The organism is uncultured Parabacteroides sp., from assembly GCF_902493135.1.
Taxonomy (GTDB): Bacteria; Bacteroidota; Bacteroidia; order Bacteroidales; family Tannerellaceae; genus Parabacteroides.
The window spans coordinates 96,908-117,551 of record NZ_CABUOD010000010.1 but is presented as its reverse complement, the minus strand read 5'-3'; the positions used below and the strand labels follow the sequence as shown (position 1 = coordinate 117,551).

Genomic DNA, 20,644 nt, shown 5'->3' with positions numbered 1-20,644 from the left:
TAATCAATAAACGAATTAACTATGAAGCGTAAAACGGGACAAGTATCGGTAACTCCGATAATCATCAATGAGAAACTTGGTGATTTCTTTATCGATATTGCCAAATTGGTCTTTGCAGGAGTTGTATTGAGTACGTTATTGGACATAACAAGTGATAAACTGTTAGTTTTAATATTGGGTATTTCAGCTACCGTTGTTTTTGTCATTGTGGGTCTTAAATATTACAAAGAAAAAGGAGGTAAATAATGGAAGCAGTATATTTATTTAGCAGTATGATTATTTTCGGATTAATTATGATTGCCATTCTTTCCTATCGGGAACGAAAGTATAAAAAAGAGCATCCGGAAGAATGTAATTAATAAAAAGGAGGTGTGTCAAAACTCCTTTATCACGATCTTTAAGGCACGGATTTCACGGATTTACACGGATAAATTTATTATCTTTCCGTGTAATCCGTGTAATCCGTGCCTAAATTGTGTCTATTGTAAGCAGGATTTTCTTTTTGACACACCTTCTTTTCTCTATACCAACAGGTATATCGAGATAAAATGGCAGATGCTACCTCCCAATACGAAGAAATGCCACACAGGATGCATATACTTATATTTGTCTAAAAAGAAAAACAGGCTGCCTGCCGTATAAAACAACCCTCCTCCGATCAACCAATACAGGACATCCATCGAACCGGTCTCACGAAAGACATGCAGCAAGGGTTTAAAAGCAATTACGACCACCCAACCCATAGCCAGATAACAGACCGTTTTCAGATGGTCTTTCTTTCTCATCTTCCGGAAACTCAGCCAGACACCTACCACTGCCGCGATCCAGACGATAGCGAATAGTGACCAGCCCCAATAGCCTTCCTGCCGGAGAGCCACCAACGTAAAGGGCGTATAAGTCCCCGCAATATGCAGATAAATCGCACTGTGGTCGAATCGTCGCAAGAGCCTTTTCTGTCGTGCGTGGGTCGAAGCATGGTAAAATGTAGAGGTCACATACGAAAGGGTCATACAAACGGCATAAACAGCAAAACTGCCGACCGCCCAAGGATTACCGCTTCGAATAGCCGCCATCATCAAAACGACGATAGCGGTTATACCAAAGAGCATCCCGGCGCCATGTGTCAAGACATTGGCTACCTCTTCACCATATGTTTGTCGTTGCCGGGCAATCATCCGCTTATAATTGTTCAGCCTTGAACCCGGCCTCTTTTACTGCCGCAATCACAGTAGCAGGTGCAATATCGACTTTCACTTCCAAGACCTTATTCGGATCGGCCAGATCGATCGACCAGTCATCCGAAGCCATTACCGTATTGAGCTTTGCACCTATTGCCGCTACACATCCGCCACACTTCGCATTCGTTTTAAATTTTGTTGTTGCCATAATCATTCTAATTTTAAATTGTTATTTCATGAATTTTAATCGTAAACTATTCAGTACCACCGATACGGAGCTGAAAGCCATTGCGGCGCTCGCCAGCATCGGATTCAACAACAATCCGTTTATCGGGAACAGGACACCCGCAGCCAACGGAATGCCGATCACATTATATATAAATGCCCAAAACAAGTTCTGATAAATCAGGCGGACTGTTTGTTTGGACAAACGGATCGCATCGGGCAGCAACAGCAGGTCGGACGTGATAAGCGTGACCATAGCCACATCCATTGCAATATCGGTCCCTTTTCCCATCGCGATACTGACATCCGCCCGTGCAAGCGCCTGCGAGTCGTTAATGCCATCGCCGACCATCGCCACTTTCTTTCCTTGTTGCTGTAAAGATACGATATAATCCTCCTTATCGTTCGGCATTACCTCCGCCTTATAAGAATCGATCCCCAATGTTGCGGCAACCCGTTCGGCAGTCCGGACACCGTCGCCTGTCAGAAGATGTACTTCTATTCCCTGTTTTTTCAGCTCCTTAACGGCTTCCGCTGAAGTCGGCTTGATACGGTCCGAAATCGCCAGGACAGCTAACAGACGGGCATCCTGACCATAGAAGACAACGCTTTGCCCCTCTTCCTGCCATTCTTCGATTTGCTTCCGTGCCTTTTCCGGAACATCGGCCCGGAAAATTTCAAGTAATCCCTGGCTCCCCACCCAGTAGGTGTCTCCTTCGACCTGGATACGTACGCCCCGTCCCGTCAGGCTCTCGAAATTTTCGGTCTCACAGACCTTTGCCCCGGAATCTTCCAACCATCGGATAATAGCGGATGCCAGTGGATGTTCGGACTTCTGCTCAGCCGTGTACAGGATATCCGAATAACGGGTATTGCCATCTGAAATCCAGTATGAATCCGTGACAACCGGCACACCTTCCGTCAATGTCCCGGTCTTATCCAAAACAACCGTATCGACCTTGCATAGATTTTCCAGTGCAAAGGCATCCTTGATCAGGATATGCCGTTCGGCTCCTTTTCCCATTCCGACCATCAAGGCCGTCGGCGTAGCCAATCCCAACGCACACGGGCAAGCAATCACCAGAACCGAGACGGCAGACAGCAATGCATACGAGAAATAGTTTCCTCCCCCTATCACCAGCCAACAAACAAAGGTGAGAAGCGAAAGCAATACGACGACAGGGACAAATATGCCACTTATTTTGTCTACAATCCGCTGAACGGGAGCCTTACTTCCCTGTGCCGACTGTACCATCTGCACGATCTGGGCCAGCACGGTCGTCTCCCCGACACCTGTCGCCTCCATCGTGAAGGCGCCCTTCTGGTTGATCGTTCCGGCCAACACCCGATCACCGGCATTTTTCTCCACCGGAATCGGTTCTCCGCTCAACATGCTTTCGTCCACCGAAGAACTCCCCTGCAAAAGTGTCCCGTCCACCGGAATCTTTTCACCCGGCCGTACACTGACTATATTGCCGACCTGAAGAGCAGAAATAGGAACTTCCTCTTCTCTCCCGTCCGTTACCAAACGGGCTGTCTTAGGTTGCAATCCCATCAATCCTTTTATAGCCGAAGAGGTACTGTTCTTTGCCCGCTCTTCCATCAGTTTGCCCAACAAAACGAACGCGATGATCACGCCAGAGGCCTCATAATAAACATGCGGCTCCAAACCTTTCTCCAGCCAGAATCCGGGACATAAGGTATTGAAAAGGCTGAACAGAAAAGCAATCGAGGTACTGAGTGCGACCAATGTGTCCATATTGGCTTTTCCCTTGAGGGCATGCCGTACACCGTTCACGTAAAACGAGCGTCCGAAAAAGACCATAATGGCCAAAGCCAAGACCATCATGATCCAGTTCCCAAACGGCATATGCATGAACACCATCCCCAAAAGCGCCAACGGAATAGACAGCACCCATGCTCCTATGGTATTCCTCTTCAATATCTTATAATGCTTTCGCGCCATCTCTTCCTGCATGGCTACAGGGTCTTCCGCTTCCACTATCAGATCATATCCGGCAGCCTGCACAGCTGTTTGCATATCCTCCAAAGTGATAACGGACGGTTTATAAGTTACCGTCAACGTATTGGCAGCGAAATTCACGCTTGCCTTCTCCACACCGGGCAACGCCTGCACCGTACTCTCCACGTTCGCCGCACAAACGGCACAACTCATTTCAAGAACAGGCAATACCTTTGTTTCTGTTTCTCTCATATCGCGTTCAAATGTCAAATTTGTTTCATTAGTATAACAAAGATACGGTTTATTCGGTTATTTTGGAACCAAATAAATATTCTTTGATTTTAATAGAATTATTTGCAGAAAGAGGCTATTATTTAACATTCGAATATGCGACCTTTGTCCGGTAATCAAACGAATGAACGAATTAAAAAATAAGACGTATGATACTTGATTCATTGAACAACACTGAAAAAATCGAATGCCTGCATCCTTTATTTAAAAAAGCATTCGACTACCTGAAATCGACGGACTTCTCTAAAATGGAAGATGGTAAGTATGAACTGGAAGGTTCCCGTTTATATGTAAACGTTGCCAGTATCTTCGGTAAGGAAAAGAAAGATGCCGCTATCGAAACACACAAAAAATACATCGATATCCAGATGCCTTTGTTGGGTGTCGAAAAGATCGGTTGGAAACCGGGATGTGAATTGCAGGAAGAATCCTCTCCCTACAACGAGCAGAAAGACATTACTTTTTATATAGACCGTCCGACAGCTTACACGAAAATTTATCCGGGACAATTCGCAATCTATTTCCCGGAAGACGGACATGCTCCCGGTATCGGGCAAGGAAATATTCGCAAAGTGATCGTAAAAGTACAAGTAGAAGAATAAATAACGGAGAGGCTGTCAAAACTCCATTCTGTTCTGGCAGGCTTGACCTGCCAGACATACATTGAAAGAAAATTCGAATAACATGGTATAAAACACACTTCTTTTGAAATTTATGTTCCAAATTTTCTTTGAAAATCAAAAGTTTTCTTTAATTTTGTATCGAGATTTATGCAATAAGGAGTTATCATCCCAATGAAATCAAACGTTCTAACCCTATCCTAAGAATCAGATTAGGCTGGGGTTATGTGTTTTTATGACGGTGGTTCCAAGATTGCAAAATCAAATAGAAGATTATAATTGACGCAGGGTACACACTAAAAAGCCAAAAATGAAATTAATTCTAATTGTTGATGATAAACCGGAAATAGCAAAAATCGTTATGATCTACTTATCCAGTTCCTATCAGGTGGTTTACAAGGAAAATCCTGTAAAAGCCATATCATGGATGGATGAAGGTAATATTCCGGACGGCATAATCTCTGATTTGAATATGCCTGAAATGAGTGGGGAAGAATTTGTTCGTTATTTGAAAGGAAATGATCTTTTTAATCATATCCCTATTTTAGTATTATCGAGCGAAGAAAGCAGCGCTAAAAGAATACAGCTGTTAGAAGATGGGGCTGAAGATTTTATCGTAAAACCCTTTAACCCCGAAGAATTGAGGATTAGGGTAAAAAGACTTGTAAAATAACAGATATGGAATATATCTTTTTTGGTAATCACACCTCTCTGCCCGGCAGGTTGGAGAGAGCCTTGAATCAAACAGTCGTAGAATGTCCGACGCTCACGGAATTTTGCCAGGCAATGGTACATGTTAACACTGTCAACTGTTGTGTCTTTCTGGAAAGGGATAACATTAAGGCAGATTTGGACACGATTCGGAAATTACGCCAACTTTATATGTTCGCATATATCATTTTATTCAGTGGTCCTTTAGATAAAGAAGATAAAATTGCATATATCAAAGCAGGCGTCAACTGCGTAATCACAGAAAACATAACAAAAGAAGAATTGCTGCGTTTACTTGCGATTGCCGAAGACTTCCTAAATAAAAAAGCAATCTGCGAGAAGAAGGACGAAAAAGCGGACAGATTATACTCTTTCCGGTTGCCTTTTTGGAAACGGGCTTTTGATATCGTCTCATCTTTAGGAGCCATACTTTGTTTATCTCCTGTTTTCATTATCACCGCTATCGCTATAGAGTTGGAAAGCCAAGGTCCTGTCATCTATAGGTCCAAACGGGTAGGAAGCAACTATAAAATATTCGATTTTTACAAGTTCAGATCCATGTATCCCGATGCTGATAAAAGGCTGGCTGAATATAAAGCTCAAAATCAGTATAACGTAGAGATAGAAGGGCTAACCCCTTCTATCTCTGCTGCACTGCAGCAGACTCCATTAGCAAATGATCGATTGACAGGCGCTCTTCTATATTCCGATAATTTTAGCACGACAGAGCATGATTATCTAAAAAATAAATCGACGGAACGCGCCAATACTTTCTTTAAAATGGAAAACGACCCGCGTGTCACCCGTATAGGCCGGATTCTGAGGAAATACAGTATCGATGAACTTCCGCAATTATTCAATATCTTAAAAGGAGACATGTCTGTCGTTGGCAACCGGCCTCTACCCATTTACGAGGCGGAACAATTGACTTCGGACAATTACATAGAACGCTTCATGGCTCCCTCCGGGCTGACCGGCCTTTGGCAAGTGGAAAAGAGAGGGAACGGAGGCAACTTATCTCCCGAAGAACGTAAACAACTGGACATTAAATATGCCCGGACTTTTTCTTTCAGTTTGGATATGAAAATCATCTTCCGCACTTTTACGGCTTTCATCCAAGACGAAAATGTCTAAATCCCGAGGAGGAACAACATGAAAACAACACTTATATTATTATTGATATTCAGCACCATACATTGTGTAGCACAAAAACGTAAAAGCTATACGGACAATGCCACAGTTGTAGAAGTCGGCGCCAAGTCCGAATCCGACTCCATACAGGCTATGTTGGATGACTACGAACGCGTTCAATTGCCTCCCCTTTCAGTGTTTCTTCAATCCGTTTATGAGCATCCTTCGGTCAAAATATACGAAGCGAAACGGGACGAGGCTAATGCGGAAAGAACAATTACCCAACGGGAATGGCTTAGCTACCTAAGGTTACAAGGCACATATCAATACGGGCGAAATAATCTCTATTCTACTTCCTCTACAGATGGAGATCCCATAATCAGTAATGTGGGAAACAACCAGAATTTATATAATGCAGGGGTATCCGTCAGTATCCCGATCGGCGACTTGGTGAGTAGAAAACAAAAAAACAAAGTAAAGAAAGCACGATATGCTCAACTGCAATCTCAATATGAAATGTCGATAGAAGAACGAAAATTGATGATTTTACAAGCATATAATAATGTACTCCAGCAATTGGCAACGCTAAAAGCCAAATCTGATGCAGCCGCATTATATAATGCCCAAATGAAAATATCCGAACAGGATTTCATTAACGGGAAAATAGATATTACCGCTCTCTCTCTTGAAAGAGGACGCCGTTCAAGTGCAGTCATTACCTACCAAGAAGGCCGTGCCGCCTTGCATAATGCCGTCACATTATTGGAAATGCTTACGAATGTGAAGATTATCAACAGAAGCAGCCAGGAAGAATAATGAATATCACATTATATATAATACGTTTTCTTTACCGGATTAGATATCAACTGATATTCGGCTCTGTTATTATTACAGGGTTAGTTATCTATTTTTCCCGCTTCATACCTAAAACTTATACTGTAAAAGCGACTATTTATACAGGTATTGTCTCAGATACCGGTTTAAATAGTGACCAACAGCCGGCCAACTGGAAATCTGTAGAAAATATGTTTGATAATCTTGTCAAATTGACTCAGGAAAAAGGTATACAGAAAAATATCGCAATCAAATTACTCGCTATAAATCTCGTCCACGGCGATCTCGATCAAGACAACGTTTATATAAGAGCCAAGAATTATCAGGACCTAATAAAAATTATACCGGAAGATTTATTGCAACTGGTTGACAAAAACTCTGAAGAAAAAACAATCGATAATTTCATGAAATACATGAAAAATGATCCTGAAAATTTTTTATATGGATTATTGAATGGCAACGGACCGTTTTATAGTTATAACAAGCTATCCTCTCTTGTCGCAAAGAGGCTGGACAACAGCGATCTTATAGAGATTTCTTATCAGACTACAGACCCTGGCATCACTTTAAACACAATCAAACTCATATATGACGAATTACGAGATGCCTATGAAGACATACGTTATAAAACCACCAATGATATCGTAGCTTATTACGAAAAAGAGCTCAATCGGCAACAGACAAAACTATCAAGTTTGGAAGACAAATTAGTTAACTACAATGTAGCAAACAGCGTCATTAACTACCCAGAACAAACTAAGGCCATAGCCAACTCATATTCTGAATTTGAAAACCGCTACGAAGCAACCCGAAGAGCTTACGAAAGTGCAGACAAAGTCATTCAAGATATGGAACAATATATGAATATCCGGACAAAACTGGTAAAAGCAAACGATGATTTTATCCAAGCTTTGAATGAAATATCTACCATCAATGGAAAAATAACCGAAATCGAAACATTCAGTTCGGAAGAAATGCAGGCTAAAAATACAGAACTTCAAGAATACAAAGTACAACTAAAAAATGCCGAACAGAAGATAGCATCTTTGACAACCATGATAAACAGTTACAAAGAAAGTAAAGAAGGTATTGCCATCAACGGACTTGTAGATGAATGGTTAAGGCAAACGATTGTGAAGACAAAAGCAAAGGCAGAATTGGATGTTTTAGATAAAAGAAGAAAAGTCTATGATGAACAATACAAGATTTATTCTCCCATCGGGACTCAGATAGACAGGCAGCAACGTGAAATTAAAGTATTAGAACAATCCTACTTGCAGATGTTACATGCACTGAATATGGCGAAAATGAAACAAAAGGATATACAATTAACTTCTGCAACGTTAAGATTGATTTCCGAACCGACATTTCCCATTCTTAGTGACAAAAGTAAACGTTCATTACTGGTGATAGCTTCTTTTTTTGGTAGTATACTTTTCATTATCGGATTCAATCTGCTGATAGAATTATTGGATCGTACCCTACGGGACGCCGATCGTGCCAAACGGCTCACCGGGCTTCCGGTCCTGGCAGCATTTACCGGGCATATAAATCTAAGATATCGAGGATTTACAAAAGCATCGAACAGAGTTGTCGCCGCTTACTGCTGTAATCAATTGAACGTATTCCTGCAACTTGGCCGCACATCGATCATTAATCTGATCAGTTTTGGAGAACAAGAGGGGAAAAGTTTTATTGCGTCTTATTTACAGGAATATTGGGAAGACTTGGGGTTCAATGTCAAAATCATATCTTACGACAAAGACTTTAATTCGCAATCGATGGTATATGCCCAGGCAAATAGTATTTTCCACATTTACGAACCACCATACGGAGAAGAAAATCCAGATATCCTGATAGTCAAATATCCTCCTTTAAGAGAAAATCCTATCTCTACTGCATTATTACAGGAAGCACAAGTCAATCTGTTAGTCGCAGATGCCTGCCGGGTATGGACAACCAGCGATACACTGCTTTTGGAGCATTTCAAAAAACAGATAAAGGACAAACCCCTTTACTTGCTGTTGAATCGTACGGAACGGGAATTTGTAGAAGATTTTACCGGGCAGCTTCCTCCCTATTCTGGATTGAAGAATCTGGTATTCCGTCTAAATCAATTCGGTATCACAGCCAATAAAGCATAAAAATGGAAGGAATAAAAGGAAATACTACTTCTTTCAGCCCCTATCCCCTATTGGCAATAGGGCTTATATTATTTGCCTATGCGTTATTACGGCAAATATGGCTGATGGCAGCAGTAGTAGTGGTAATCCCTTTTCTTACCTTTTATATTGTGACTGTGCTTAATAAACCTTATTGGGGATTTATAACGTTATTTACGGTGAATTACTTTTTTATCGGTATCCTGCGTTACGTAAATGTTCAAAACAGTAGTGTACTGATGGATATCTTTATTATTTTTCTATTAATCTGTATATTCCTTTATGCTTTATGTGGAGGAAAAATACCTTGGCAAAGGGCCAACAATAAACTGTTTTACATATCAATTGCATGGATGATCTATGTTTTTTTTGAATTGTTCAATCCATCCGCAGTTGTAGAAGCCTGGGTATTTACTCGCAGTTCTTTTTATAATTTCACGCTATTAGTACTATTAACCTCTCTACTATTGAATAGAGTACAAGATATCAAAAAAATATTATTCCTGTTATCCGTCTTTACCTTGATAGCGATCACAAAAGCACTTATTCAACGTTATATAGGATTTGATGCCGGTGAAAGTGCTTGGTTAATAAGAAGTGAAAGCTATAAAACACATCTCTTGCCAAGTGGAACCCGTTATTTTTCTATTTTCTCGGATGCCGGAAATTTTGGTTCTAATATGGGAATGGCAGTTGTCGTTTATATGATTTTATCTTTTTATATCTCCAATAAGAGACTCCGGTATTATTACAGATTCGTGTCTTTACTTGCCGCTTATGGATTAATAATGTCTGGCACGCGTGGCGCTATGATTGTTCCTCTTGGAGGATTAGCAATGTTTATTCTTCTCAATAAAAATACCCGCTATATTGTAAGCGGAGCAATCTGTTTACTTTTTATCTATGTCTTTTTCGCTCAAACACATATTTTGGATTCAAACAAGCAGATACATCGTATGCGCACAGCTTTTCATCCGGAAAAAGATGCATCCTACCTGGTTCGGAAAGCCAATCAGAAACGACTTGCCGAATATATGGTTCATAAACCATTCGGAGAAGGAGTTGGTTTGGCTGGTATGGAAGGAAGGCGTTTTTCTCGTCGTTTTACAACCGAAATACCAACAGACTCGCACTATGTCAGTATTTGGGTACAGTTTGGAGTTGTCGGATTATGCCTGCATATCGCCATTTTATTGTTTGTCATTGCATACAGTGCTTATCTGATCATGTTCCGCATACGAAACAGGGAATTGAAAGGCATGCTGATAGCCATGAATTGCGGTCTATGGGGCATCATGCTTAGTGCATACGGCAATAATTTTTTCTGGCAGTACCCGACAGGATATATCGTGTATATATTTCAGACTTTTCTTGTTTTAGGAAAATCGTATGATAATGAATTAACAGAACAAACAAAGTTAGAACCCAATATAAATACATTATAAGATGGATTTTGAATATGAAATAAACAAATGGTGGGTCTCCAACGGAGACAAACTGATAGAATATGCAGATGCAATCATATTCCTTTTGTTTCTGATAGCTGTATTGTATATTTTTATTTTTTCATTGGCTTCTTTGAAAAAGACGAGAAACAAATATCCTCCCGCCCGGAAAAAGCACCGCTTTGTCGTTCTTTTTCCTGCTTACCAGGAAGATGCCGTCATTGTTAATTCTGTATGTTCATTTCTGGAACAGGATTACCCGTCCTATTTGTATGAGGTTATCGTGATAGCAGACAAGATGCAGGAAAGAACAGTTCAGACCCTGAAAGCATTACCATCCATCACGGTATTGGAAGCAAATTATGCTCAGAGTACCAAAACGAATGCACTCCGCCTTGCTATGGATTACCTGAGTACGAAAACTGAAAAATGCGATATGGTTGTAATCATGGATGCGGACAATATCGTGAACACGTCTTTTCTGAATAAATTGAATGATGCCTATTATTCCGGATGCCTTGCCATCCAAACACACCGGGTTGCCAAAAACAGGAATACCAATACGGCCGTTCTGGACGCGGTCAGCGAAGAGATCAATAATTCCATTTTCCGTTCCGGACATACCCGTCTGGGGTTCTCTTCCGCATTGATAGGCTCCGGTATGGCTTTTGATTATGATTGGCTTAGACAGTATATTTACAAAGCCGCTCATGTCGGAGTAGATAAGCAACTCGAAAGCATGTTGCTTTCACAAAATATTTATATCGAATTTCTGGAAGACGTTTACACTTACGATGAAAAAATCGAAAAGAAGGGGCAGTTTTACGAACAACGCCGCAGATGGATCGCTACACAATTCACGAATCTGTTTTCCGGCCTGTGGAAACTACCCGGAGCATTTTTTTCGGGAAACTGGGATTATTGTGACAAACTCTTACAATGGATGATGCCTCCACGGGTGATTTTATTCGGTTTTCTGGTGATACTTTCGTTTGTAACCACTTGGTATGACTGGACTTTATCCCTTAAATGGTGGGGAATCACCTTCATACTGATCGTCTCGTTTTTCATGGCGATCCCGGATTATCTGGTAGACCATCGTTTCCGGAAAGCCATTATCAGCCTGCCGCTTTTATTCCTTTTGATGTTCTTCAATCTTTTCCGTTTGAGAGGAGCAAGCAAAGAATTTATTCACACGGTACATAGTGACCATTCATCCGATAAGAATTAATATAAAACCCCGACAAAATGAAAATCGCGATAGAAGCCCAACGCATTTTCCGCCCGAATAAGCACGGAATGGATTTCGTAGTCCTTGAAACCGTACGCGAACTACAGAAGATCGATAAGGAAAACGAATATTTCATTTTTGTAAGTCCGGGAACAGATCACTGTCTGGAAGAAACGGATAATGTACATATCATCGAAGTGAAATGTCCCAGCTATCCCCTTTGGGAACAATGGGCATTGCCACGTGCGATAAATAAACTCAAACCGGATTTGCTTCATTGCACAAGCAATACGGCACCTTTATATATTCAGGTTCCTTTCATCCTGACTCTTCATGACATCATTTTTTTGGAAAATAGACAAAGCAGCAGCAAATCTCTATATCAAAATATGGGATGGCATTACAGGCGTCTGGTTGTACCTCGTATTTTGCCTAAATGCCGAAAAATAATCACCGTATCTCACTTTGAATGCAACCGGATACGGGAAACGCTTCATTTGCCGGAAAACAAGATCATGGCCATCTATAATGGTTTTAGCAATCATTTTCAGCCGTTGAATGACATAAAGGCAGTCATACGAAAATATATACCGTCAACCGGCTATCTGTTCTTCTTAGGGAATACCGACCCCAAGAAAAATACACCCCGCACATTGAAAGCCTATCATTTGTATCTGCAACAATCCAAAGAAAAACGCCCCCTGTTGGTTGCAGACCTGAAACCGGAATATGTAGATGAGATTTTAAAAGAAACAGGTTTGGAGGATATCCGTCCTTACCTCCATTTGCCGGGTTACATACCCAACACCGATTTGCCATTCATATACAATGGGGCTTTTGCTTTCCTCTATACATCCTTGCGGGAAAGTTTCGGCATCCCTTTACTGGAAGCTATGGCTTGCGGCATCCCGGTAATAACCTCCAACACGTCATCCATGCCGGAAGTCGGAGGAGAAGGCGCTATTCTGACGGACCCGACAGACGAACGGTCGATAGCAGATCAACTTCTTTTGTTGGAACGGGATAAAGAATATTATCAAAAACAATCAGCTTACGGGCTCGGACGCGCCAAATGTTTTTCATGGGAACAGACAGCCCGTGAACTCTTAAAACTATATCAATCGACTGTCGAATCTAAATAATATCACCATGCAGAATCGCGACTTTATTATTACCAGCTTACAACCCTGGGATATCGAAATAGGCAGTACTATCAAAAACACGGCTTTGGAGATTTCCAAAACGAATCGTGTCTTATATATAAATACCCCGATGGATTATTCCACACGATTACGAGGTAGTAAAAATAAAGCCTGGATTCGTAGGATGGATGTGATAAAGAAACAAGCCTCTTCCATCCGTCAAATTAACAAACAAATGTGGATTGCGGATTGTCCATTTTGTATCTTGCCGGTAGGAGGATTACCGACTACTCGCCTATTCGATTGGATAAATAAGATCAATAATCGGAAAATAGCAAACTACATCCGCCAAATAACGGTTCAATTGAACTTCAATAATTATATACATCTGATAGATACGGATATCTATCGCAGTCAATATTTAAAGGAATATCTAAATTCCTCTCTTTCTATCTATTATTGTAGAGATTTCGTCATTGGGGAATCCTATTGGAAAAAGAACGGGGCGCGACTTGAGCCACTATTGGCCGCCAAATCGGATATTGTCTTGGCAAACTCTACACACTTTGCCGAACGTTTCCGTCAATATAACTGTCGTACTTTCTCCATCGAAACCGGAGTCAATCTATCCCTGTACGATGGTCGGAAAAAATGGCTGATACCGGAAGATATAAAGCCCATACCCCATCCCATAATTGGTTATGTCGGAACAGTCAACAGTACCCGTTTGGATAGCAACTTACTTCTACAAATTGCAAAAGAACGACCTGCATACAACTTTGTTTTTACAGGTCCCGAAGACGAAGCGTTCAGTAAACATCCGATACACCGGCTCCCTAATGTCTATTTTTTAGGCAAAAAGCAGGTTGAAGTTTTGCCGGCTTATATCAATAGCTACGATGTCTGTATCAATCCCCAAATGGTCAACGATATTACAAATGGAAATTATCCATTAAAAATAGACGAATATTTGGCTATGGGGAAACCGGTTGTTGCAACCAGTACCCATACCATGCGGGATATTTTTTCGATGCACACATATCTTCCGATAAATAAAGACGAATACCTCCAAGCCTTGGACCAGGCTCTGAAAGAAACAAACGATCCTATAAAAAAAGAAGAACGCATCTGTTTCGCAGAAACACACAGTTGGGGACATAGCGTACAGAAGATATATAATATTATCGAACAATTTCAAAAGGAGGAATTATGAACTATAGAAACATCTCCGATCTGAACCAGATCATATTAAAGCGTTTATATATCATTCCCAGGGATATAGACCTGGTTGTCGGCATTCCTCGAAGTGGAATGTTCCCGGCAAATCTCCTTGCCCTTTATCTGAATAAACCAGTCACTGACCTCGGCTCATTTATCAATGGCCATATTTACAAAGCAGGAGAAAGAGGGCAATTTTTTGATTCTCGGCAATACAAAAAGATATTGATCGTTGATGACAGCATCTCGTCCGGTTCGGCTATGCTAAAATGTAAAGAACAAGTCAAGCATCTGAAAAATGAATTTAATATTCAATATTGTGTCGTTTATGCTATCCCCGGTAAAGAAAATATGGTCGACTATGCTTTTGATATCGTTCCTCTTCCCCGTTATTTTCAATGGAATATTTTAAATCATACCGTATTGGAAAAAGCTTGTATGGATATAGACGGTGTTTTATGTGTGGACCCTTTACCTGAACAAAATGACGATGGAGAACAATATAAAGATTTTGTTCTTCATGCGCAACCCCTGTTCATTCCAGGAGCCCAAATTGGGACATTGGTGACTTCCCGCTTGGAAAAATACAGGACGGAAACAGAAATATGGTTAGAAGCCAACAAGGTAAAATACAATAAATTAGTTATGTTGGACCTGCCAAGCAAAGAAGCCAGGCAAAAAGCCAATTGCCATGCCTCACATAAAGCAAACGAATATAAACTCAATCAGTATAAATTGTTTATAGAAAGTTCTCTGTCACAAGCTGTTGAAATAAACAAAATTACAGGGAAACCCGTTTTATGTACAGAAAATTTTGAAATGATTTTTAACTCACAATCTACACTGTACAATATAAAAAATGGTCAATCATTACCCTTTATCCGGAATGGAATCTTAAAACTTAGAAATTTGATCAGAAAAATATAACTCAATAGAGGCTTCTTATGATAAAACAAAAATCCTGCCACATAGAAACTTTACGTGGAATTGCTATTTTACTTGTTGTGCTGGGTCACGTCATCGGTTCTACATCGGAAGGAGGAATGAAAGTTGCCAACGATTCGTTCTTCAGATATTTATACGAACTTTTTGTCAATATTAGAATGCCTCTATTTACTGTTATCTCAGGATGGGTATATGCTTTACATCCTGTAAAATCAGATAATATATTTATTTTTTTAAGGAAAAAGGTCAGACGTCTATTGTTTCCAATGATATTTGTTGGCTCCTTATATTTCCTGCTTCAATATATTATTCCTGGAACAAACAACAAAATGGCATTATCCGATATATGGAGAATTTATGTATTTCCTTATAGTATATACTGGTATTTACCTGCTCTTTTTCTTGTTTTTATCGGTATTGCCATTTGTGATATAAAAAAATATCTGAATACCATATTCGGATGGTGTCTTCTTATGATTGTTGCATGTATATTATGTTATTCCGAATTAACAGGTATAATTCCAAGATCTGTTCCTAATTATTTTGCGTTTAAAAATGCGTTCTATTTATCGCCTTTCTTCCTTACCGGTGTAGGTATTGTCAGGTTTAGAGAAAAATTATCAAGTCCAGTAATGCTCAAAATATATTTAGCAAGTCTCATTATAGGAATAGGTTTGCAACAAATAAATTTCTTTTATCCACACCTTACAACGTTTTATGCCAAATTTCATTTATCAATCATAATAGGTATTCTCTCCTCCTCATTTCTGGTCAATTTAAAACTAAACAATCGTTTTTTTATCTGGTTAGCCCAATATGCATATACAATCTATCTATATCATGGCTTTGGTACATCCGGAGGTCGTATTATCCTTTCACGCATAGGCATACAAAACGAATTCTTTATATTTATTTTTGCAGGATGTATCGCTACTTTCTGTCCTATTTTGGTCGAAAAAGTGTGTAAGAAGTGGAAAATTTCAAGCATGCTCTTTTTAGGAACCTTACCCCGCAAATTGCCCGAAAAATCAAATTAATTTTCTTACCCGGAGAAATAGATTTCTGATACCTTTCGAAAAATAATACAAAGAACATACATAAAGTAGCAGAAACAAAGCAGAACTACAAATTGCAAATAAAAACCAATTCATGTAACCTGTATAAGGATTAACTATCGGAAAGATAGATAGCAAAAAATCTGATGCTAACCAGCAAACTACCAATATTCCCAGATACTTAAAGATTTGTTTCCAATATTCAAAAACAGATAAATGAAACCCTTCCTTATATAAAAAATAAGATTTCCAGACACAGATAATTGTCAATGAACTGGCAATATCTCCCACTAACACCCCTGGCAATCCCCAAAAATATCCTCCAACTAATGCCACAAAAATTGTGATAGCCAAGGTAACAAGAGGAGCCCAAGTATCATGGAATAATCCATATCCTTGAATGAATTGATCATTTGTACCCCGAAACTGACTAATAAAAAAATTTCCCATAATAATGACTAACACTACTTGATTCAGAATATATTCATGCCCCAGCCAAATAGATATAAAAGGATCAACCAAATGATAAAGAGAAAAAGTGAGAAAGCCAGCAACAAGAAACCGAAGTGAGGTCAACTCCCAATAAACACGTTGAATCTTAGAATGATCCCCTTCAGCAATTAAATTTCCCACACCTGCGCCAGTACTTCCCAACAAATTGTTTACCAACAAATTGATTTTGGTGATAATTAGCATATAATTACCATAATATGCCACAATTTTTAATGACGCAAAAGCATAAATAAGAAAAGGAAGTAATTGATTACGACCTGTACCTGCTAACAAATGTACAAACATTTGCTTGGCCTTTGTTATGATAATTTTATTCTCAGGATATTTTTGTTTACCGATCGCTACACCGGTCTTCAACCAAGGATATACTTTGTTTATTTTGTAATTTAATACAATAGAATAAATAATGCCAAATACCAGTTCTATCAATATCCAAGCATAATAGTTTCCCCAATAATAAGCAATTGCCATCTGTACTAACGTCTTTATCAAACCAACAGTTTGGAAATAAATTGTTACAATATAATTTTTCTGATCAGCTCCCAGCAAAGTTTGCCTGTAATTGATAAAATAACCAATCAGGGATGATAACAAGAAACTATAATATACCAGATAGATAACATTCAGTTCAAATATAGTCTTCTTAAAAATCAAAGGTAAAAAGAAAGATAGCACAACGCCGGATACAGCAATGACAATACCAACATACCGGTATAAATATCCTAACACAGAGATTATTTCATTTATTTTCGCCTGTTGTTTTTCGAAAATAGGCTTATACAACACATAACCGATAGAGGCTCCTATTCCTAATTCTGCAAGATTCAAAAAACCTAATAAGTTAAGGAGCGTTCCTGTCAAACCTACAAAATCCACACCTAAACAATCAAGAAATACTTTTCTGGAGAAAAATGAAACAATCAATGTGGCAAAATAGAAAAGCACATTCACACGGGCATTTAATACGCTTTTTCGTACGCGGGACTCTGACATATCACTTCTTTATTTTCACCTTTATTAATCGTAAAAAATCCACACAAATATATTTTATCTGTTCATTTCTGAAATACAGAATCAACGCTTTCAGATAAACGCAAACACCAAATGCCCTACAAGAATGTACGAAACCATATACATAAAAACGATGTCGATTGATCAATCCATGTTTTCTCAAAAATCGATTATACCGGCAAGCGACGGCAATTCGGGTCAACAGGGAATCGAAGGTTGCGCCATGCCATAAAGAATTATCCCTCTCCGTAGAATAATACAGAATTTCAGGACAAACATTTATTTTTTGTGCACAATAGCCAGTATAAAGGGAGAACATGACATCATTCGCAACCGTTGTTTCGTCAAAAGTAAAACCATGTAACATGACAAAAGAACGGTCAAACATTTTCCCCCAAGGAACCGGGTATTCGTAACGAAGCCCCTCTTCATTTTTTTCCAGTACATATCGTTTCATAGATGCAATACGGGGACCTACAGGTTTCAACGTATCGGAATGTACCCCATCCGAATCAAAAAAAATGATATCCGCATCTGCATCTTTATACAAATCTACCAGAGATAAAAAGCGGTTCGAAAAGAAATCATCCGCATCAGCAAACAACAACCAACGTCCTCTTGCTTTCTTTAACCCTACATTCCGAGCATACCCGGCCCCTTTCCCCTCTTTCGTAAAGATTATTTCCAAGCGTTCATCTTCATTTCCAGGGAACCGGTCAAAATCGACAATTTCCGGGTCACTATTATCATCTACAACAATAATCTGTATATCCTCACGCTTCGGAATGGAATCCAGACAACGCTGTAATAGAACCGGGATATTCTTATGGGGTATTATAATTGAATAGTTTATCATAAAGCCTCCTTTTTAGGACCTAAAAAAACAGATCGTATGCCTAAAGCAAAAACAGTTGTTATCAATAAATCGTATAAATAAAACATACGATGTAATAATAGATATTTTCCGAACTGGTCTATTTTATATACCGGACGATAATAGAAGCGTATCACTTCCTGACGTGTATCTACTAATTTTTTCAAATGCATAAGCCTTTCTTTTCTGAAAACGGGATTGCCGGGTTGATAGTCGGTTTTCAAAGCTCTGCGAAAGCAAATCATCAAAGAACGATAAACCGCCTCCATCTCTTCGGAAGATAAATCATACTTATGCTTGATCCGTTCAGCTAATGACATATATTGTAATAAACAGATGTATTCCGATTCAAAAGGATTTACTCGAATGGACAACGATCTGTCATATTTGATATAAATATAATGAATGCTTTTTCCATATACAATATAGTCGCAATGCAGCAAATATTCCAGCATAAAGAGTAAATCTTCACAACATGCGACTTCTGTATTAAAAGTAATATCATACTTATCAAGCAAATCTTTCCGGTACAATTTAGAGCATATATACCCTAATCTGCATATATCATCCTGAATAAAGGCTTCGGCAAATTGTTTTTCATACAAGATTTTATCTTGCAATTTGGTTTCCGAAATTACCCGGCCATCAAGAGAACATTCGGCAAAGCCATGTATGATTAACCCAGACTTACTATTATCTGATAATAAGGCATCATATAAATCTTTCAAATAATCAGTTTTTATCCAATCGTCCGAATCCACAAAGCAAACATACTGGCCGGTAGCTTCAACTAATCCCTTATTACGGGCAGCACTAACACCGGTATTTAGTTGATGAAAAACACGGATTCGTTTGTCTTTACCGCCCCAGTCTTCACAAATAAGGCCTGAATCATCTGGACTCCCATCATTTATTAATAACAATTCGAAATCTGGAAAAGACTGTTCTAAAATGCTGCTTATACATTTAGACAGAGTCTCCTCTGCTTTATATACAGGTACGATAACTGAAATCTTACACCTTTGTGTCCCATTTATTCCCGACCGCTCCATTGTCTTAGTTTTATAGATACTATTAATAACTTATACGACATATATACAAATGCTTTAAAATATACAAAGCCCGTTTTTTCAGGAAGTAGCTTATGAATATTACAAAAGCAAAGTTTAACGCCAGGATTAAAAACGAATAATGCTTTTATGGGAGAAATATAAGTTAGCGTACGGAATAAGACATACGCAACATATTGAAAATCTTTATCTTTTGAAAAATAAAGGATCCTATCAAAATATTTGACTTTTAAAGACTCAAACAATATATAAACATGAGGGTTCTCTTTTAATTCCGGATACAAATTTATGTAATCATATAAATATCCAACTATTTTCACCCTGCATTCAAGGGTACGTATTGACGGCTTACCCATTATGGAATTTGCCTGAATCGTATAATAATAAGTCGTCTGATTCACACAATAAGCCTTCCGGGCTTTGCAAGCCAACATAAAAGACCAGAGATCATCTTCATGTATAATCCCTTCTTGAAAAAAAAGGGTATTATCGTTTACAAATGATTTCCTTACCAACTTATTCCAAGCCATAACATACCATTTATCTTTAGAATAAGCGGATAATATCTCCTTGTTATTAGCTAACAAACATGTACCCAGCAACAAAGGAGGAGCCCAACGAGGTGAACCTATTATTTCATAATTGCCGATTACAAAGTCAACATCATACTGGATCGCCGCATTCGCCAACAGTTCGATGCTATTTGCTGGTAAATAGTCGTCACTGTCCAGAAAGTAAAGATAATCGCCAGCAGCCTGTTGGATACCGGTATTACGAGCAGCCGAAAGGCCTCTGTTTTTCTCATGTTTCAGAATAGTAACAATATCACTTCGGGAGGAAGTCTCTAATACACTCAAGATAATATCCATCGAATCATCAGGGGTACAGTCATCGACCAGGATAATCTCCAGATCTTTCCAAGTCTGGTCGAGAGCGGATCTTAAGCAACGCTCGACATATTTGGAGACATTATAAACAGGTATGATTATAGAAACTTTCATCTTTAGATCAAATAAGATTAGAAA

19 protein-coding genes are annotated in these 20,644 nt (G+C 39.2%); 12 read left to right on the top strand and 7 right to left on the bottom strand.

Features of this window, described 5'->3' with window-relative positions; translation table 11 throughout:
* The first annotated feature begins 21 nt into the window (after nt 1–21).
* On the top strand, nt 22–246 hold the full coding sequence (locus RDN79_RS06815) for a DUF6722 family protein (protein WP_298552565.1): 225 nt from the start codon (nt 22–24) through the stop codon (nt 244–246).
* A gap of 275 nt (nt 247–521) precedes the next feature.
* Here the strand turns inward: RDN79_RS06815 and RDN79_RS06810 are convergent, their stop codons facing one another.
* The 3 genes from RDN79_RS06810 to RDN79_RS06800 are packed head-to-tail and all read right to left on the bottom strand — an operon-like array spanning nt 522 to nt 3,618.
* A complete protein-coding gene (locus RDN79_RS06810) occupies nt 522–1,175 on the bottom strand; it encodes a hemolysin III family protein (RefSeq protein WP_298552563.1) in 654 nt (217 codons plus the stop codon).
* A 4-nt stretch (nt 1,176–1,179) separates the two neighbouring features.
* Nucleotides 1,180–1,386, bottom strand: a complete 207-nt coding sequence (locus RDN79_RS06805; RefSeq protein ID WP_186929001.1) for a heavy-metal-associated domain-containing protein — start codon at nt 1,384–1,386, stop codon at nt 1,180–1,182.
* A 21-nt stretch (nt 1,387–1,407) separates the two neighbouring features.
* Nucleotides 1,408–3,618: a cation-translocating P-type ATPase gene (locus RDN79_RS06800; RefSeq protein ID WP_298552560.1), complete on the bottom strand. Its 2,211-nt coding sequence runs from the start codon at nt 3,616–3,618 to the stop codon at nt 1,408–1,410.
* Nucleotides 3,619–3,806: 188 nt separating this feature from the next.
* Here RDN79_RS06800 and RDN79_RS06795 point away from each other — a divergent pair, with 188 nt between their 5' ends.
* From RDN79_RS06795 to RDN79_RS06745, 11 genes are all read left to right on the top strand, one after another.
* Complete coding sequence (locus tag RDN79_RS06795) at nt 3,807–4,259, top strand: YhcH/YjgK/YiaL family protein (RefSeq protein WP_298552557.1); 453 nt, start codon at nt 3,807–3,809, stop codon at nt 4,257–4,259.
* 328 nt (nt 4,260–4,587) lie between these two features.
* Nucleotides 4,588–4,950: a PleD family two-component system response regulator gene (locus tag RDN79_RS06790; protein WP_298552555.1), complete on the top strand. Its 363-nt coding sequence runs from the start codon at nt 4,588–4,590 to the stop codon at nt 4,948–4,950.
* A 5-nt stretch (nt 4,951–4,955) separates the two neighbouring features.
* Entirely contained in the window at nt 4,956–6,122 is a 1,167-nt protein-coding gene (locus RDN79_RS06785) for a sugar transferase (protein WP_298552553.1), read from the top strand.
* An 18-nt stretch (nt 6,123–6,140) separates the two neighbouring features.
* Nucleotides 6,141–6,935, top strand: coding sequence for a TolC family protein (locus tag RDN79_RS06780; RefSeq protein ID WP_298552551.1), 795 nt, complete (start codon nt 6,141–6,143; stop codon nt 6,933–6,935).
* Nucleotides 6,935–9,097, top strand: coding sequence for a hypothetical protein (locus tag RDN79_RS06775; RefSeq protein ID WP_298552547.1), 2,163 nt, complete (start codon nt 6,935–6,937; stop codon nt 9,095–9,097). Before RDN79_RS06780 ends, RDN79_RS06775 begins: the two co-directional genes overlap by 1 nt.
* 2 nt (nt 9,098–9,099) lie before the next feature.
* Entirely contained in the window at nt 9,100–10,560 is a 1,461-nt protein-coding gene (locus tag RDN79_RS06770) for an O-antigen ligase (RefSeq protein WP_298552545.1), read from the top strand.
* A gap of 1 nt (nt 10,561) precedes the next feature.
* Nucleotides 10,562–11,791, top strand: a complete 1,230-nt coding sequence (locus RDN79_RS06765; protein WP_298552542.1) for a glycosyltransferase family 2 protein — start codon at nt 10,562–10,564, stop codon at nt 11,789–11,791.
* A 17-nt stretch (nt 11,792–11,808) separates the two neighbouring features.
* Nucleotides 11,809–12,933 (top strand): glycosyltransferase family 1 protein, encoded by a 1,125-nt coding sequence (locus tag RDN79_RS06760; protein WP_298552540.1) that lies wholly within the window; start codon nt 11,809–11,811, stop codon nt 12,931–12,933.
* A gap of 7 nt (nt 12,934–12,940) precedes the next feature.
* Complete coding sequence (locus tag RDN79_RS06755; RefSeq protein WP_298552538.1) at nt 12,941–14,146, top strand: glycosyltransferase; 1,206 nt, start codon at nt 12,941–12,943, stop codon at nt 14,144–14,146.
* Nucleotides 14,143–15,078: a phosphoribosyltransferase gene (locus tag RDN79_RS06750; RefSeq protein WP_298552536.1), complete on the top strand. Its 936-nt coding sequence runs from the start codon at nt 14,143–14,145 to the stop codon at nt 15,076–15,078. Before RDN79_RS06755 ends, RDN79_RS06750 begins: the two co-directional genes overlap by 4 nt.
* Before the next feature lie 17 nt (nt 15,079–15,095).
* Nucleotides 15,096–16,133 (top strand): acyltransferase family protein, encoded by a 1,038-nt coding sequence (locus tag RDN79_RS06745; RefSeq protein ID WP_298552534.1) that lies wholly within the window; start codon nt 15,096–15,098, stop codon nt 16,131–16,133.
* Here the strand turns inward: RDN79_RS06745 and RDN79_RS06740 are convergent.
* The 4 genes from RDN79_RS06740 to RDN79_RS06725 are packed head-to-tail and all read right to left on the bottom strand — an operon-like array spanning nt 16,125 to nt 20,620.
* Complete coding sequence (locus RDN79_RS06740; RefSeq protein ID WP_298552532.1) at nt 16,125–17,657, bottom strand: lipopolysaccharide biosynthesis protein; 1,533 nt, start codon at nt 17,655–17,657, stop codon at nt 16,125–16,127. The genes RDN79_RS06745 and RDN79_RS06740 overlap by 9 nt on opposite strands.
* 1 nt (nt 17,658) lies before the next feature.
* A complete protein-coding gene (locus RDN79_RS06735) occupies nt 17,659–18,531 on the bottom strand; it encodes a glycosyltransferase family 2 protein (protein WP_298552529.1) in 873 nt (290 codons plus the stop codon).
* On the bottom strand, nt 18,528–19,601 hold the full coding sequence (locus RDN79_RS06730) for a glycosyltransferase family 2 protein (RefSeq protein WP_298552527.1): 1,074 nt from the start codon (nt 19,599–19,601) through the stop codon (nt 18,528–18,530). The genes RDN79_RS06735 and RDN79_RS06730 overlap by 4 nt, the downstream gene beginning before the upstream one ends.
* On the bottom strand, nt 19,583–20,620 hold the full coding sequence (locus RDN79_RS06725; protein WP_298552525.1) for a glycosyltransferase family 2 protein: 1,038 nt from the start codon (nt 20,618–20,620) through the stop codon (nt 19,583–19,585). The genes RDN79_RS06730 and RDN79_RS06725 overlap by 19 nt, the downstream gene beginning before the upstream one ends.
* Nucleotides 20,621–20,644 lie beyond the last annotated feature (24 nt).

What these genes read in the sequence shown, in the direction of transcription:
- RDN79_RS06765 (WP_298552542.1), top strand. Translation starts at nt 10,562, where the DNA reads ATGGATTTTGAATATGAAATAAACAAATGGTGGGTCTCCAACGGAGAC.
- RDN79_RS06725 (WP_298552525.1), bottom strand. Translation starts at nt 20,620, where the DNA reads ATGAAAGTTTCTATAATCATACCTGTTTATAATGTCTCCAAATATGTC.
- RDN79_RS06775 (WP_298552547.1), top strand. Translation starts at nt 6,935, where the DNA reads ATGAATATCACATTATATATAATACGTTTTCTTTACCGGATTAGATAT.
- RDN79_RS06810 (WP_298552563.1), bottom strand. Translation starts at nt 1,175, where the DNA reads ATGATTGCCCGGCAACGACAAACATATGGTGAAGAGGTAGCCAATGTC.
- RDN79_RS06795 (WP_298552557.1), top strand. Translation starts at nt 3,807, where the DNA reads ATGATACTTGATTCATTGAACAACACTGAAAAAATCGAATGCCTGCAT.
- RDN79_RS06770 (WP_298552545.1), top strand. Translation starts at nt 9,100, where the DNA reads ATGGAAGGAATAAAAGGAAATACTACTTCTTTCAGCCCCTATCCCCTA.
- RDN79_RS06760 (WP_298552540.1), top strand. Translation starts at nt 11,809, where the DNA reads ATGAAAATCGCGATAGAAGCCCAACGCATTTTCCGCCCGAATAAGCAC.
- RDN79_RS06800 (WP_298552560.1), bottom strand. Translation starts at nt 3,618, where the DNA reads ATGAGAGAAACAGAAACAAAGGTATTGCCTGTTCTTGAAATGAGTTGT.
- RDN79_RS06735 (WP_298552529.1), bottom strand. Translation starts at nt 18,531, where the DNA reads ATGATAAACTATTCAATTATAATACCCCATAAGAATATCCCGGTTCTA.
- RDN79_RS06740 (WP_298552532.1), bottom strand. Translation starts at nt 17,657, where the DNA reads ATGTCAGAGTCCCGCGTACGAAAAAGCGTATTAAATGCCCGTGTGAAT.
- RDN79_RS06755 (WP_298552538.1), top strand. Translation starts at nt 12,941, where the DNA reads ATGCAGAATCGCGACTTTATTATTACCAGCTTACAACCCTGGGATATC.
- RDN79_RS06730 (WP_298552527.1), bottom strand. Translation starts at nt 19,601, where the DNA reads ATGGAGCGGTCGGGAATAAATGGGACACAAAGGTGTAAGATTTCAGTT.
- RDN79_RS06750 (WP_298552536.1), top strand. Translation starts at nt 14,143, where the DNA reads ATGAACTATAGAAACATCTCCGATCTGAACCAGATCATATTAAAGCGT.
- RDN79_RS06815 (WP_298552565.1), top strand. Translation starts at nt 22, where the DNA reads ATGAAGCGTAAAACGGGACAAGTATCGGTAACTCCGATAATCATCAAT.
- RDN79_RS06780 (WP_298552551.1), top strand. Translation starts at nt 6,141, where the DNA reads ATGAAAACAACACTTATATTATTATTGATATTCAGCACCATACATTGT.
- RDN79_RS06745 (WP_298552534.1), top strand. Translation starts at nt 15,096, where the DNA reads ATGATAAAACAAAAATCCTGCCACATAGAAACTTTACGTGGAATTGCT.
- RDN79_RS06805 (WP_186929001.1), bottom strand. Translation starts at nt 1,386, where the DNA reads ATGGCAACAACAAAATTTAAAACGAATGCGAAGTGTGGCGGATGTGTA.
- RDN79_RS06785 (WP_298552553.1), top strand. Translation starts at nt 4,956, where the DNA reads ATGGAATATATCTTTTTTGGTAATCACACCTCTCTGCCCGGCAGGTTG.
- RDN79_RS06790 (WP_298552555.1), top strand. Translation starts at nt 4,588, where the DNA reads ATGAAATTAATTCTAATTGTTGATGATAAACCGGAAATAGCAAAAATC.